Source organism: Sorangium sp. So ce295 (assembly GCF_051527405.1).
GTDB classification, from domain to species: Bacteria; Myxococcota_A; Polyangia; order Polyangiales; family Polyangiaceae; genus Sorangium; species Sorangium cellulosum_B.
In genome coordinates, this window is record NZ_CP150324.1 from 10194717 (window position 1) to 10207913 (window position 13197).

Consider the following 13197-nt stretch of genomic DNA (forward strand, 5'->3'; position numbering starts at 1 on the left):
CCAGCCGTCGTCCACGACCGGCCACCTGCCAGCCATGTGGCCCGAGTCAAGATGGAATCGTCGCGTATTGCTGGAACGCGTGTGCAGGTCTGTTAGGATTGCTTTCTGTGCGCAAGGCGAGCGAGCACGGTGACAGCGTGGGCGGCGCTCGATCCGTCCGTACGGGCCCCGGGGGTACGCGGCGACGCACGAAAGCGACGGCGCAGTCCGTTGCGGGCAGCGGGAATGACGCTGGCCCCAATCCTCCACGAGAGAAACGGCCGAGCAAGGCGCCGCGACGGCGCGCACCCGCGGCGGCGCTGACCGCGGAGGAGATGCTGCGGCGCGCGCTGGGCGCGGCGACCCCGCGGTCGCGCGCCCTCTGGGCGCGGCGGGGCCTGTCGCTCCGGGGGCCGCTCGACAGGACGACGCAGGCCATGCTGCTGCGGCAGCTCTACCTCGCGTATTTCGAGACACGCCGCTTCGAGCGGGCAGCCGAGGTGGCGGAGCAGATCCTGGCGCTCGACGTGCTGAGCGACGTCGCCCACCAGGACGCGGCGCGCGCGAAGCAGGCCCTCGGGGACATCGAGGGGGCCGTCGGGCACCTCCGGCTGGCGGCGCGCACGGGGCCGGCGAGCCGGAGGGCGTTCCACTGGTGGACGCTGGGCAGCGTGTATCACCTGGCACGCCGGTACGACGAGGCGATCGGCGCGCTCACGCGCGCGGCGCGCTGGGGCACGCGGGACAAGCCGCTCTACCAGGGGCACCTCGCCGTCGTGCAGTGCGAGAGCGGCCAGCCGGTGAAGGGGCTCGGCGCGCTGATCGATCGGCTCTCGGAGGTGCCGGCTGGCCAGGGTTACGGCCGGTTCGTGCTCGGGCAGATGGCCTACTTCGACCAGCGCTGGGACGAGGCCAAGAAATACCTGGAAGCCTTCGTCCAGCGGAGCACCTCGGGGAGGGCCGCGGTCGCGATCGCGCTCGGCGCGGAGATCGAGGCGGCGCGCCGGACGCTCGCGTCCCTCGCGGAACGCTGATGCCGGCCTGAACGGACGGCGGCCCGCCGCACGACCCCGATCGCTTTGCTATAGAACCTTCGTGATGACCGCTTCGACTCGTTTCAAGGCAAGCGCCGGCGCCGCGCCGGCGGGTGTCCGACGCGGCGCGCGCGGCGCGCTCGGACGCGCGCTCCCGGCGCTGGCCGCGCTCTCCGCGCTCGCGTCCCCGGCGATCGCGCTGGCTGGCGATGAGCGCGATCTCTTCACCCGCGGTCTGGAGGCCGGCCCGCTCTTCGCCGCGCTCGCCGCCCTCGGGGGCGGGCTGCTCACGTGCCTGACCCCCTGCGTGTACCCGATGATCGCCATCACGGTGAGCATCTTCGGGGCGCGGGAGGCGAAGTCCCGGCGCGAGGCGATGCTGCTCTCGACGAGCTTCGTGCTCGGGATCGTCGTGCTCTTCACGACGATGCTCGTGGCCGCGGCGCTCACGGGCAGCCTGTTCGGCGGCGTGCTCTCGAACAGGTGGGTCATCGTCGGCATCGCGGCGGTGTTCATCGCGCTCTCGCTGTCCATGTTCGGCGCGTTCGAGATGACGCTGCCGGACACCCTGATGCAGCGGCTCTCGCAGGTCGGGGGCATCGGCTACGGCGGCGCCTTCCTGCTCGGTCTCGTGAGCGGCCTCGTCGCCGCGCCGTGCACCGGGCCCGTCCTCACGGGCATCATCCTCTGGATCGGGAAGACGCAGAACGTCGGCCTCGGCGCGCTGGTCGGCGCCACCTTCTCCCTCGGGCTCGGCCTGCCGTTCTGGCTCGTCGGCGCGTTCGCGTTCGCGCTGCCGAAGGGCGGCAAGTGGATGCTGGGGGTGAAGTCGTTCTTCGGGATCGTGATGATGGTCGTCGCGCTCTATTTCCTGAAGACCACCTTCCCGGCGCTGTCGTCCCTCGCGCAGCCCACGCCGCAGTTCATGGCCGTCATGGCGGGCCTCGTCGCGGTCGGCCTCGCGCTCGGCGCGGTGCACCTCTCCTGGGACGACGGCGGCGCCGGCGTGAAGGCCCGCAAGGGGGTCGGGATCGCGCTCACGGTGGCCAGCAGCTTCCTGCTCGTCGCGAGCCTGGATCTGCCGAAGCTCGCCTCGCCCGTCCCGTCGGCCGTGGCCGGCGAGGTTGTGTCGCCGCAGCTCACGTGGCTGCACGAAGAGCCGGTGGCCGTCTCCAAGGCGAAGGCGGAAGGGCGCCCGCTGCTCGTGGACTTCACCGCGGAGTGGTGCGGCGCCTGCAAGCAGCTCGCGAAGGAGACCTTCTCGGATCCCCGCGTCATGGCCAAGGCGGCGCACTTCGTCGCCGTGAAGGTCGACGCGACGGACGACGAGGATCCGCAGATCGACGCGGTGAAGGGCAAGTACAAGGTCGTCGGCCTGCCCACGGTGGTGCTGTACGACTCCACCGGGGCCGAGCGGAAGCGCTTCAACGACTTCGTCGGCCCGGACGTGTTCCTGGCCGCGCTCGAAGGCATCCAGTAGCGCGCTGCGCCTGGCAGCAGCGCGCCGCACACGCCGTCGGCATGGCTCAGGAGGACCGAACGCCGCGAGGAGGGAGCGACGGGCGCCGCGCCCATCGCGGCCAGGCCGCCACGAACATGCGCTCCTTCCTGCTCGCCGCCCTCGCGCTCTGCGCCCTGCTCGTCGCAGGCTGCGGCGCTGCGGGTCCCGCCACCGGCACCGTGGTGTTCGGGGTGACGAGCGAGCTCCGCGCAGGCGCCGACGTCGACCTGCTGCGCGTCGTCCTGCGGGCCGGCGGAGACGTGGTCCACGAGGACGCGCTGGCGCAGAAGAACGGGCAGCTGTTCTTCCCCCGGGAGTTCTTCTTCAGCGATCTCGAGGATGGCACGGCCGTGGAGATCTCCCTGGAGGCGTTCGGAGCGGAGGACGCCGAGAGGCCGCTGCTCACCCGCACCGCGTCGACCCGGGTGATCGGCGGCCGCACGCTGCTGCTCCGGGTGCGCCTCGAGCGGGAGTGCGTCGTCGCGCCCGAGGCGGCCACTTGCCCGGCGCCGCAGACCTGCGTGGCCGGCGGCTGCAGCGCCCCCGACGTGGATCCCCGGCAGCTCGAGCCCTACAGCACCTCGTGGAACGCGGGCGCGGAGCCGGACGTCTGCAAGCCGGCCGCCGGGGGCGAGCCGGTCGTCATCGTCGGGGAGGGGCAGGCCGACTACTTCCCGCTCGATGACCTCGACGAGGTCCAGGTGGAGGCTGGACCTCAAGGCGGCTACCACATCTTCGTCGCCATCCGGCTCAAGAACCTGCGCCGCTCTGGCTCGCTCACCGTGGTGAACGGCATCGTGCCCGAGCTCGGCTATGCGATCGAGCCGCTCGAGGTCATCTTCACCCTGGATCCCGACGAAGGCGGCTTCTGCACGCTCGCCGGGCTGCGGTTCCGGCTGGATGGCGAGCGGAAGATCGAGGAGCTGCTCGGGAAGGTCGTGGAGGTCGAGGTGACGGTGACCGATCCCGACGGAGACGCCGGCACCGGCAGACGCGCGGTGACGCTCTCGCAGACCATCCTGTAACCCTGCAGCGCGCGGGCGCCCTGCGCAGGCGGAGGCGCGCGGGGCTCACTCGCGCGCAGCGCGCCACCGCGTCATCCAGCCGCCGGTGAGCAGGTCGAGGGACGCCTCCGCTTCGAGCGCCGCGAGCGTCGCGGCGCGGTGCTCCTCGGGGCTCTGGCCCGGATCGGCCGCGAGCGCGACGGCGCGCTGCCACGCGAAGAGCAGCTCGAGGACGCGCGCCGTGAGCTTCGTTTGCAGCTCGGCGCGCTCGCGGCGGAGGCGCTCCAGCGCGATCTCCTCGTCGGCGAAGACGATCCGGTCGAGCCGCCACGTCGCGCGGGCCTCGAGCCACAGGCTCGTGCCGCCGGACGCCGTCCTTCGCGCCGGATCGTACTCCGTGGGGGCCAGGCTCTCCGCTTCATCGACGAGCCGAGAGACGCGGAGCCGGAGCTCCGGGAAGAGCGACGACGTCCGCGCGCGCGACGCGATCGCGTCGATGCGCGCCTCGGGATCGAGGAGGCGGGATCGCCGCAGCGCCGCCTCGACGATCGCGCGGGCCATCGCCGGCGTGACCCGCACCGGCAGCGGGAGCGGCGGCTCGGCCTCGGCTGGCTGCGCGGATGGAGGCGGCTCCGGGAGCTCGATCTCCGGCGCCGCGCGCGGCGGGCTCGGGGTCGCCGGGGCAGGCTTCAGCCGAGGCGCCGCGGGTTCGGCGACGGCGGACGGTGGAGACGGCGCGCCAGCGCGGGCGGATAGCCGCTCGAGGGGGATGCTTGCGAGCAGCATGCCGGTGAGGGAGCGCTCGCCCCCTTCGAGCCGCGCGATCCCGAGCTCCACCGCGAGCCAGAGCGGCTGAGCGCTGCCCGGGGACGCAGCCCAGAGCTCGTGCGGCGCGGTGTCGAGGCGGTCCACGCGCGGGTCGAGCGCCGTGGGCTCGTCGTCGAAGGGGAGCTCGGCGCGCGCCTGCCGGGTGAACAGGGCGCAGGCGAGCGCGCCGAGGAGGAAGAGAGCGGAGCTTGCGATGGATCGGTGGTTCGGGTGCACGCGAGGTGGGTCGACCGCCGCACGTCGCGAGTTGCGTGCGCCGGGTCGACGCGCGAGTTGCGTGCGCCGGGTCGACCAGGTCGCTCAGCGGCCCCGGGAAGGCGGGCGCGCCCGGGTGGCGAAGCTCCGCCAGAGCTCCGCTCCACCGCCCAGGGATCGGCCCCGATCGGCGCCAGGGCGCGGCCCGCCGCCCGGGGAGAGGCCTCGCTCCACGCTCGCGCGCCGGAGCGCCTCGCTGGCGTGAGGTCCCGCGCTCCTACCTCCGCCTCGGAGCAGCTCGCTCGAACCGCCGCGGGTCGCCGCGACCGCCTGCGCGATCGCCTCCGGCGTCGGCGCCGTTCCTGACGGGAAGCGGGCTGGCCCCTCGTTCGAACCGCCGCGGGTCGCCGCGACCGCCTGCGCGATCGCCGCCGGCGTCGGCGCCGTTCCCGAGGAGAAGCGCGCCGGCGCCTGGTCGGGCAACGCGAGCGTCGGCTCCGCGACGAGCGTCGCGCTGCGCCCAGCCGCGACCGCCTCGAGGCCGTGAGGCGCGGCCGCTCGGACAGCCTCGGCGGCCACGTCGCCGATCGCGGCCGGCGCAGCAGGCGCCACGTCACTGCCCGTGATGACCGCCGCCGCAGCCGCCTCGACCTCTGCGTCACCGCTGGCGACCGGCGCGCTCGACGCCGGAAGCGCCGTGGTCACCGAGCCTCCGCTCGCGCCGACCACGACGACAGGCTCGCCGTGCTCTCCCCTGGCATCGGGGATCGACAGTGACGCCGTCCCCGCTGCGATCAGCGCCGGGGATGCGGCATCACTGACGCCGCCCTCGAGGTGCCGCTCCGCAACGTTCATCGCCGCAGTGGGGCTGCCCGGCGGGATCTCGCTCGTCAGTTCCGGCGCAAAGGCTGGAGGCTCCTCCGAGATCTCGCCCGACAGCGCTGGCGCAGAGGCTGGAGGCTCCTCCCAGGTCTCGCTCGTCAGCGCTGGCGCAGAAGCCGGCGGCTCCTCCGCGGACGATCTCGGCGAAGCCGGCAACGCGCGTGGCACAGCGACCTCGAGGCCGACCGCGAAAGGCTCGAACACCTCGCCGGCGAGCCAGCCCGTGCACATACGGAGGTTCGCGCCGGACGGGATGTCGCGCACGAACATGTCCCCGAAGAGCGCGTCGATGGCGAGATCCCGCTGCTCGACCACGGGCCGCTCCCAGCTCGGGAGCACCGCGACGACGCGGATTGCGAGCTGCCCTTCCGGGCGACGCGCCCGCGCTCGCGCGAGCGTCCTGGGACGCACTTCCCAGTAGAGGTAGATCGTCTCGTGATCGACCGCGATGCCGACGATCTCGTCGACGTCATACCGCGCCGGGAGCTCCGCCCGCTCGTCGCGCAAGGCCGCCGCAAGACCCAGCACCACCCCAGCGGCGACGGGCGACGCCGTCGCTCCGGCACCTGCTGGTGAAGGATCTCGGGGAGGCTGCACCGGAAGGTCACCAGGCGCTCCGGCAATGGGCCCGGGCTCCCCCTGGTGCTCGCTCGCGATGGCGGCCCCACGTGGCTCGGTCGCGCCATCGTCTCGCTTGAACGGAGCAGGGGAAGCCTCCGCGGCGGCCGCGTCCGCATCCTCCGCGGCGGCCGCGTCCGCATCCTCCGCGCCCGCGCCAGCATCCTCGGCGGCTGCGTCCGCATCCTCCGCGTCCGCATCCTCCGCGTCCGCATCCTCCGCGTCCGCATCCTCCGCGTCCGCATCCCGCGCTTCCACGCCTGCCCCCTGCCCGCGTGGCGCGCTCTCGATCAGCCTCTCCCGGAGCCGCCGCGCGTCCTCGTCCTCCGGCGCTCGCGCGAGGATCTCGTCGAGCATCGCGATGGCGCGGTCCGTGTGCCCCTGGGACGCATAGATCTCGGCGAGCGTCGTGGTGGACCGCGGCGGCGGCGGAGGCGGGGGCGGCGGCCACTGCTCCGGCGGCGCCTCGCCGCGCAGCGCGCGCGCGGTCTCCGGCATGTGGAGGCCACGCTCGACCACGCGCGAGAGCAGATCGCGCGCCCGCCCGAGGAAGCCGCGGAGGCGGGCCCGCTCCGGCTCGCTCTGCGCGGTGCGCGCCACGATCTCGTCGATGAGCTCGGCCTTCGTGAGCAGGCGCGGCCGGGGCACCCCGAGCCCCTCGGCGCGCGCTATCAGCTCCTCCCGCGTCAGCCCGTCGAGCTCCCGGCGCTCCATCGCCGCCGACGCTACCACATCCGACGCTCGCTCACCTTCGCCGGACCGCTCAGCGAAACGCCCCCTCCGCCGCCGGATCCGCGCTGATCGACGCGAGCCGCGCGCGCGCCGCCTCGGCGTCTCGCGCGATCTGCGCCTTGAGCTCCGGCAGCCCGGAGAACCGCCGCTCCTCGCGCAGCCGGGCGATCAGGTGCACGCGCAGCGCCGCGCCGTAGAGATCCTCGTCGACGTCGAAGAGGTGCACCTCGAGGTTCGGGCGCGCCTGCCTCGACGCCTCGACCGTCGGGCGGACGCCCAGGTTGGCCACGCCGCGCGCGAGCGCGATCGCGCGGCCCGACGAGGTCACCCGATCGACGAGCGTCGCGTACACGCCGAACGGCGGGAGCGCCTCGTCGATCTCGTCGATGTTGCAGGTGGGGAAGCCGATCGTCCTGCCCCGCCTCGCCCCCTGCGCGACGACGCCGGACAGCATGTGCGGGCGCGACAGCATCCGCTCGGCCGACTCGAGATCCCCGCGCGCGAGGGCCGCTCGGACGCGGGTGCTCGACCACGCCCCCTCGGCGTCGCCGACGAGCGGGTGTGATCGCGTCTCGAAGCCGAGATCCTCGCCGAGGCGCCCGAGCGTCGTGAAGTCGCCGGCGCGCCCGCGGCCGAACCGGAAGTTCGCGCCGACCAGGACGACGCGCGCCGCGAGCCGATCGAGCAGCACGCGCCGCACGAACTCCTCCGGCGTCTGGGCCGCGAACGCGCGGTCGAACGTCACCGCGTCGACCCGGATCGCCGGCTGCACGCGCTGGATGAGCTCGATCTTGCGCGGCAGCGCCGTCAGCGTCGCCGGCGGGGTCCGGCCGAGGACGCTCGCGGGGTGCGGGGCGAACGTGAGCGCCACCGGCTCGAGCCCCCGCCGCTCCGCGTCCAGCGCCGCGTCGGCGAGCAGCGCCTGGTGCCCCAGATGAACGCCGTCGAAATTGCCGATGATCACCAGGCTGCCCCGCGGCCCGGCCGCGGCGCGCCCGCCCTGCCCGGAAGCGGCGGCAGCAAAAGACTCCACGGCCGCTACCTAACCCGAAGCAGCGCCGAACGAAATGCGGGTGGACGCAGGCGAGAGCAGCGCCGCCCGTCACGATACGCACGTACAGCCAAGCGATCGCTGTACAGAGTCGCTTGACGTGCCCATGTCCGACTGATAGAGCCGCGCTCCCCGAAATGGGCTGGAGGCGCGCCGTGTTCAAGAGAGTCAGTATCTTCTCCGGCAACGCCAATTTCCCGCTTACCCAGGAAATCTGTCAGGTCCTGGAGCAACCGATGGGGAAGTCGCGTGTGTCGCGCTTCTCGGACGGCGAGACGTTCTGCGTCATCCAGGAGAACGTCCGAGGCGTCGACACCTACGTCGTGCAGCCCACCTGCTCGCCGGTCAACGACAGCGTGATGGAGCTCCTGATCATGGTCGACGCGCTCCGCCGCGCCTCGGCCGGCTCCATCACGGCGGTCATCCCCTACTACGGCTATGCCAGGCAGGACCGGAAGGTCGCGCCGCGGACGCCGATCACCTCGAAGCTCGTCGCCGACCTCATCGTCGCCGCCGGGGTGAACCGGATCGTCGCGCTCGACCTGCACGCCGGGCAGATCCAGGGGTTCTTCAACATCCCGTTCGACCACCTGTTCGCGATGCCGGCGCTGCTGGAGCACCACCTCCGCGAGCACTACGGCAAGGACGTTGTCATCGTCTCCCCGGACGCGGGCGGCGTGGAGCGGGCCCGCGCCTACTCGAAGCGCCTCCAGGGCACGCTCGCGATCATCGACAAGCGCCGCGAGCGGGCGAACGAGAGCGAGGTCATGAACATCATCGGCGAGGTGGCCGGCAAGCACTGCCTCATCCTCGACGACCTCATCGACACCGCCGGCACCCTGGTGAACGCGGCCAACGCCCTGATGAAGCAGGGCGCCAGGAGCGTCGCCGCCTGCGCCACGCACCCGGTCCTGTCCGGGCCGGCGGTCGAGCGCATCAAGGACTCGCCCCTCACCGAGGTCGTTGTGACGAACTCGATCCCGCTCTCGGACGAGGCGAGGGCCTCCGGTAAATTCAAGGTCGTCTCGGTGGCGCGGCTGCTCGCCGAGGCGATCCGCCGCATCCATCACTCGGACTCGGTGAGCTCGCTCTTCGTCTGACCGGCCGCGCGCGTTCGGCGGCGGGACGCACCGGTGACGCAGGTCGCCCGCGCCCCCTCGCCAGGGCACACCAAAGAACCCACAAAAGACACAAAACGCGCCCTCCGGCGACGAAGGTTCGACTTTCTCTTCTCCGTTCTGCTATAGCGCCGCACCCTACGCCGGGGTGGAACCGCGCACCGCGGACCCCCGGATCACTTCTGGAGCCGTCGTCATGGACATCATCAAGCTCAACGCCACGAGGCGCGAGGATAGCGGCAAGAGCGCGTCGAGCCGCCTGCGCCGCGCCGGACAGATTCCCGCCATCGCCTACGGGCGCGAGCTCGCGCCGCAGTCGGTCGCCATCTCGCCGAAGGCGCTCCTTCAGGTGCTCGGCTCCGATCACGGCAAGAACTCCGTGGTCGAGCTGGCCATCGAGAACGGCCAGACGCTCACCGTCATGGTGCGCGACTACGACTACCACCCCATCTCGCGGGAGCTCGTCCACGCCGACTTCATCCAGGTGAAGCTCGACCAGCCTGTCGACGTGCAGATCCCCTTCCGCTGCGTGGGCAAGCCGAAGGGCGTGGTCACCGGCGGCGTGCTCCAGCAGATCTTCCGCACGATCCCCGTGCGCTGCCTGCCGGAGAAGATCCCGTCGTTCCTCGAGATCGACGTGACCGAGCTCGACCTGGGCGACTCGTACAAGGCCAGCGGGCTGAAGCTGCCGGAGGGCGTGAAGACGCTCCTCGCGGACGACCAGACGATCGCCGTCGTCAACGCGCCCGAGAAGGCTGGCCCCGAGGAAGAGGCGAAGCCCGCCGCCGGCGCGCCTGCCGCTGGCGCGGCCGCTGCGCCTGCCGCCGGCGCGGCCGCTCCCGCGAAGGGCGCGGCGGCCCCCGCGGGCGGCGACAAGAAGGACAAGAAGTAGTCCGGGAGCGGGCCGCCTCGCGCCTCCGCACCGCGAGGCGCGCGCGGCCCGCCCTGCCCCGCTCCTCGCCTGCCCCACCTGCCTCGCCGACCCGATTCCAGGGACTCAGCAGAACCAGCTCGTCATGCTGCTCGTGGTCGGCCTGGGGAACCCCGGCAAGGAATACGCTGCTCACCGGCACAACGTCGGCTTCATGGCCATCGACGCGCTGGCCGACGAGGTCCGGGCCGATCCGTTCCGCGAGAAGTTCTCGGGCGTCCACGCGCGGGCAGAGATCGCCGGACAGCAGGCGATCCTGCTCAAGCCGATGACCTACATGAACGAGTCGGGGCGCAGCGTGCAGCCGGCGATGGCCTTCTTCAAGGTCGCGCCCTCCGAGCTGATCGTGCTCCACGACGAGCTCGACCTGCCGTTCGGCACGGTTCGCCTCAAGGTCGGCGGCGGGCACGCGGGGCACAACGGGCTTCGCTCGATCATCTCGCACGGCGGGACGGGCAACTTCGGGCGCGTCCGCCTCGGGGTAGGACGGCCGCCGGCGGGTTTCCGGGGCGAGGTCGCGGATTACGTCCTGTCGGGGTTCGACGCCGTCGAGCGCGCGAGCCTGCCCGACTGCTTGAAGCAAGCTGTCCAAAGTGTGCTAGAAGTCGCCGCCCGCGGCTTCGAGGCCGCGATGAATGTCCGAAACACCCGGCCCAAGCCGGGCAAGAGGCAGAAGGGCGAGGGGGATGGGTCGACGGATCCAGCCCCCGCCGCGAAGGAAGGGAAGGGTCCCCTCCCCCCGACGCAGAAGCCCTGATCCTCTACGGGACAGCCTGCCGAGCTCGCCGGTGCGTCGCTCGACAGGCTGTTCCTTTCCTCGCTCCGGGGCGCCGCCCCGGGGCCATTGGCCGAGAGGGAAGACTGAATGAGCCGACAGGTAACGGCGCCCGGGCGCGCCAGAGAGTACGAAACGATCTACATCCTGCGACCTGACATCGACGCCGACGGCGCCGAGCGGATCGGGTCGCGCCTCGCCGAGGTCGTCGGCCGCGAGTCGGGCCGGCTGACCAAGGTCGAGACCTGGGGGCGCCGCCGCCTCGCGTACGACATCGCCAAGCACCGCCGCGGCGTTTACGTGTACCTGAAGTACCTCGGGGGCGGGAAGGTCGTCTCCGAGATCGAGCGCAACCTGCGCCTCTCCGACGGCGTGCTGAAGTACCAGACGGTGCTCGTGCGCAACGACGTCGAGGTCGAGGGCGTCACGATCGCCGACGAGGACGTGAAGTTCGAGCGCCTCGAGCTCACGCCGCTGGAGGACGACCGCGACGATTCGCGCGAGCGCCAGCTCGGCCTGATCGAGCCGGAGCGCCGCATCGACCGGAGCTCCGAGCAAGCCCCGGCGAGCGATCTCGACGATGCCGAAGAGGCTGAGGCGGAAGGCGCCGCCGACGAGGAGGAGAGCTGAGCTATGAACGGCCGCAACAACGACATGGGCCGCAACGGCGGCGCTGACTACGACGATCGCGACTTCGGGCGCACGCCCGACCTGAACGCCGACGCCCCTGGGCGCCGCCGCACGGGCCGGAAGCGCGTCTGCCGCTACTGCGCGGACAAGGCGCTGATCATCGACTACAAGGACCCGCAGGCGCTCAAGTACTTCATCTCGGAGCGCGGCAAGGTCGTCCCGCGCCGCATCAGCGGAAACTGCGCGCGCCACCAGCGCAAGGTGACCCTCTCGATCAAGCGCGCGCGCAACATCGCGCTCTTGCCGTTCACCGTCACGGCGTAGGAGGTCGATCATGGCAACCCACATCCATGTGGTCCTCACGGAGGACCTCCACAACGTCGGCAAGAGCGGCGAGCTCGTGAAGGTTCGCCCTGGCTTCGCGCGCAACTACCTCATCCCGCGCGGCCTCGCGGTGGGCGCCACCGCCGAGAACGTGTCCCGCATCGAGCACGAGAAGCGGGTCGCCGAGTCGCGCGCCGCCAAGACGCGCTCCGAGGCGGAGCAGCTCGCGTCCAAGCTCAACCAGGTCAAGCTCACGATCAACCGCCCGGTCGGCGAGGGCGACAAGCTGTACGGCTCGGTCACGGCGCGCGACATCGAAGAGGCGCTCGCCGCGCAGGGCTTCAGCGTCGACCGGCGCCGCATCGAGACCGACGCGATCAAGTCGCTCGGCGCCCACCCCGTCGTGATCCGCCTCGCCCCGTCCATCACGGCGTCGGTCGAGGTCACGGTCGCCGCCAAGTAGCGCAGCGCCAGGGAGCGCGGCTCGACCCGCGCTCCCGCGCTTCCCCTCCCCTCTCCAGCCGCACCCGCGCGCCCCCTTGGGCCGCGCCCCCGCGGCCCCCTTCAGCCGCACTCGCACGCCCCCGCGGCCCCCTTCAGCCGCGCTTCCGCCTCACCCACGCCCGCGCGACGTCGTGCCCCCGCGCCACCGCGCGCAGCATGAGCGCCGCGTCGCCCCACTGCGCTCGCTCCTCCCAGACGAGGCTCGCCAGCATCCCGGCGCAGAAGGCGTCGCCCGCGCCCGTCGGATCGTGCGGACGCACCGGGCGCGGCGCGACGGCGCGCTCGCCCCCGGGGCCGAGCAGGAGCGTCTGCCGCGCGCCATCGGTGACGACCAGCGTCGCCTCGGGGCGGAGGAGCTCGCGGAGCGCACGCGCCGTCGTCCCCAGCACGTCGAGATCGCCGGCGCTGCACTTCACGAGGTCCGCCTGCCCGAACAGGCGGAAGCAGCCGCGCACGCCTGCGCCGGAAACCGGCGCGGCGCCGGCCTCCGCGCCGGGAACGGACGCGGCGCGCTCGGCGCGCGGCCACATCCGCGTGCGCGCGTTGACGTCGACCGAGACGGCGCACCCTTCGCGGCGAGCGCTCGCGGCTGCCCGCGCGAGCGCGCCGCTCGCCCCGCGCACCGGCGCGATCCCGGTGAAGTGCACGACCCGGGTCTGCCATCGTTCCGGCAGCGCTGCAGCGAGCGCCTGCGCCTCGCTCTCGCCCTGCCTGTACCCGGCGAAGCGCGCCTCGCCGCGCTCGATCGCCACGAGCATGAGGCCTGTGCGCGCCGCGCTCAGCGAGAGCCGTCCCACGTCGATGCCGGCCGCCGCGACCTCATCCCTCAGCCCGCGCCCCATCGCGTCATCGCCCAGCGCGGCGCACAGCCCCGAGCGTATCCCGAGCCGGACGAGCGCCGTCGCGGTGTTCACCGCCCCGCCCCCCGGCACACGGCGCAGCAATTTCGCTTGCTCGAGCGGAATGCCTTCGGGCGCATAGAGATCCCACAGCGCTTCACCGACGCAGACCACCTCGGCGGGCTCAATCCTTGTATGGCGTGTTTTGTGATCCACAATGGCGGCTCCCCGCGATGGCTCACGCCGAGGCGC

Annotated in this window: 13 protein-coding genes; 9 read left to right on the top strand and 4 right to left on the bottom strand. The window is 72.6% G+C overall.

From position 1 onward, the window contains the following. The first annotated feature begins 314 nt into the window (after nucleotides 1-314). The 3 genes from WMF11_RS38645 (at nucleotide 315) to WMF11_RS38655 (ending at nucleotide 3539) form a co-directional block, all read left to right on the top strand. The gene (locus WMF11_RS38645; RefSeq protein WP_437974352.1) at nucleotides 315-1013 is read left to right on the top strand and encodes a tetratricopeptide repeat protein; all 699 of its coding nucleotides are present in this window, start codon (nucleotides 315-317) and stop codon (nucleotides 1011-1013) included. A 64-nt stretch (nucleotides 1014-1077) separates the two neighbouring features. After that, complete coding sequence (locus WMF11_RS38650; protein ID WP_437974353.1) at nucleotides 1078-2493, top strand: protein-disulfide reductase DsbD family protein; 1416 nt, start codon at nucleotides 1078-1080, stop codon at nucleotides 2491-2493. A gap of 116 nt (nucleotides 2494-2609) precedes the next feature. Continuing rightward, nucleotides 2610-3539, top strand: coding sequence for a hypothetical protein (locus WMF11_RS38655; protein ID WP_437974354.1), 930 nt, complete (start codon nucleotides 2610-2612; stop codon nucleotides 3537-3539). A gap of 45 nt (nucleotides 3540-3584) precedes the next feature. On the opposite strand, the gene WMF11_RS38660 is transcribed toward WMF11_RS38655, so the two are convergent. The 3 genes from WMF11_RS38660 to ribF form a co-directional block, all read right to left on the bottom strand. Then, nucleotides 3585-4562, bottom strand: a complete 978-nt coding sequence (locus tag WMF11_RS38660) for a hypothetical protein (protein WP_437974355.1) — start codon at nucleotides 4560-4562, stop codon at nucleotides 3585-3587. A gap of 84 nt (nucleotides 4563-4646) precedes the next feature. After that, nucleotides 4647-6755: a hypothetical protein gene (locus WMF11_RS38665; RefSeq protein WP_437974356.1), complete on the bottom strand. Its 2109-nt coding sequence runs from the start codon at nucleotides 6753-6755 to the stop codon at nucleotides 4647-4649. Nucleotides 6756-6804: 49 nt separating this feature from the next. Continuing rightward, nucleotides 6805-7806: a riboflavin biosynthesis protein RibF gene (gene ribF / locus WMF11_RS38670; RefSeq protein WP_044966560.1), complete on the bottom strand. Its 1002-nt coding sequence runs from the start codon at nucleotides 7804-7806 to the stop codon at nucleotides 6805-6807. Between the two features lie 173 nt (nucleotides 7807-7979). Between ribF and WMF11_RS38675 the strand changes: the two genes are divergently transcribed. The 6 genes from WMF11_RS38675 to rplI all read left to right on the top strand — a co-directional run bounded on the left by WMF11_RS38675 (nucleotide 7980) and on the right by rplI (nucleotide 12065). After that, nucleotides 7980-8924: a ribose-phosphate pyrophosphokinase gene (locus WMF11_RS38675; RefSeq protein ID WP_272104378.1), complete on the top strand. Its 945-nt coding sequence runs from the start codon at nucleotides 7980-7982 to the stop codon at nucleotides 8922-8924. A 214-nt stretch (nucleotides 8925-9138) separates the two neighbouring features. Further along, nucleotides 9139-9834, top strand: coding sequence for a 50S ribosomal protein L25/general stress protein Ctc (locus tag WMF11_RS38680; protein ID WP_437544727.1), 696 nt, complete (start codon nucleotides 9139-9141; stop codon nucleotides 9832-9834). 124 nt (nucleotides 9835-9958) lie between these two features. Beyond that, on the top strand, nucleotides 9959-10630 hold the full coding sequence (gene pth / locus WMF11_RS38685) for an aminoacyl-tRNA hydrolase (protein WP_012239544.1): 672 nt from the start codon (nucleotides 9959-9961) through the stop codon (nucleotides 10628-10630). 108 nt (nucleotides 10631-10738) lie between these two features. Beyond that, nucleotides 10739-11278: a 30S ribosomal protein S6 gene (rpsF, locus tag WMF11_RS38690; RefSeq protein ID WP_437974357.1), complete on the top strand. Its 540-nt coding sequence runs from the start codon at nucleotides 10739-10741 to the stop codon at nucleotides 11276-11278. A 3-nt stretch (nucleotides 11279-11281) separates the two neighbouring features. Then, entirely contained in the window at nucleotides 11282-11602 is a 321-nt protein-coding gene (rpsR, locus tag WMF11_RS38695; protein WP_437777239.1) for a 30S ribosomal protein S18, read from the top strand. Nucleotides 11603-11612: 10 nt separating this feature from the next. After that, complete coding sequence (gene rplI / locus WMF11_RS38700) at nucleotides 11613-12065, top strand: 50S ribosomal protein L9 (protein WP_437544731.1); 453 nt, start codon at nucleotides 11613-11615, stop codon at nucleotides 12063-12065. 133 nt (nucleotides 12066-12198) lie between these two features. Here the strand turns inward: rplI and WMF11_RS38705 are convergent, their stop codons facing one another. Continuing rightward, the gene (locus WMF11_RS38705; RefSeq protein WP_437974358.1) at nucleotides 12199-13119 is read right to left on the bottom strand and encodes a PfkB family carbohydrate kinase; all 921 of its coding nucleotides are present in this window, start codon (nucleotides 13117-13119) and stop codon (nucleotides 12199-12201) included. Between the last annotated feature and the right edge of the window lie 78 nt (nucleotides 13120-13197).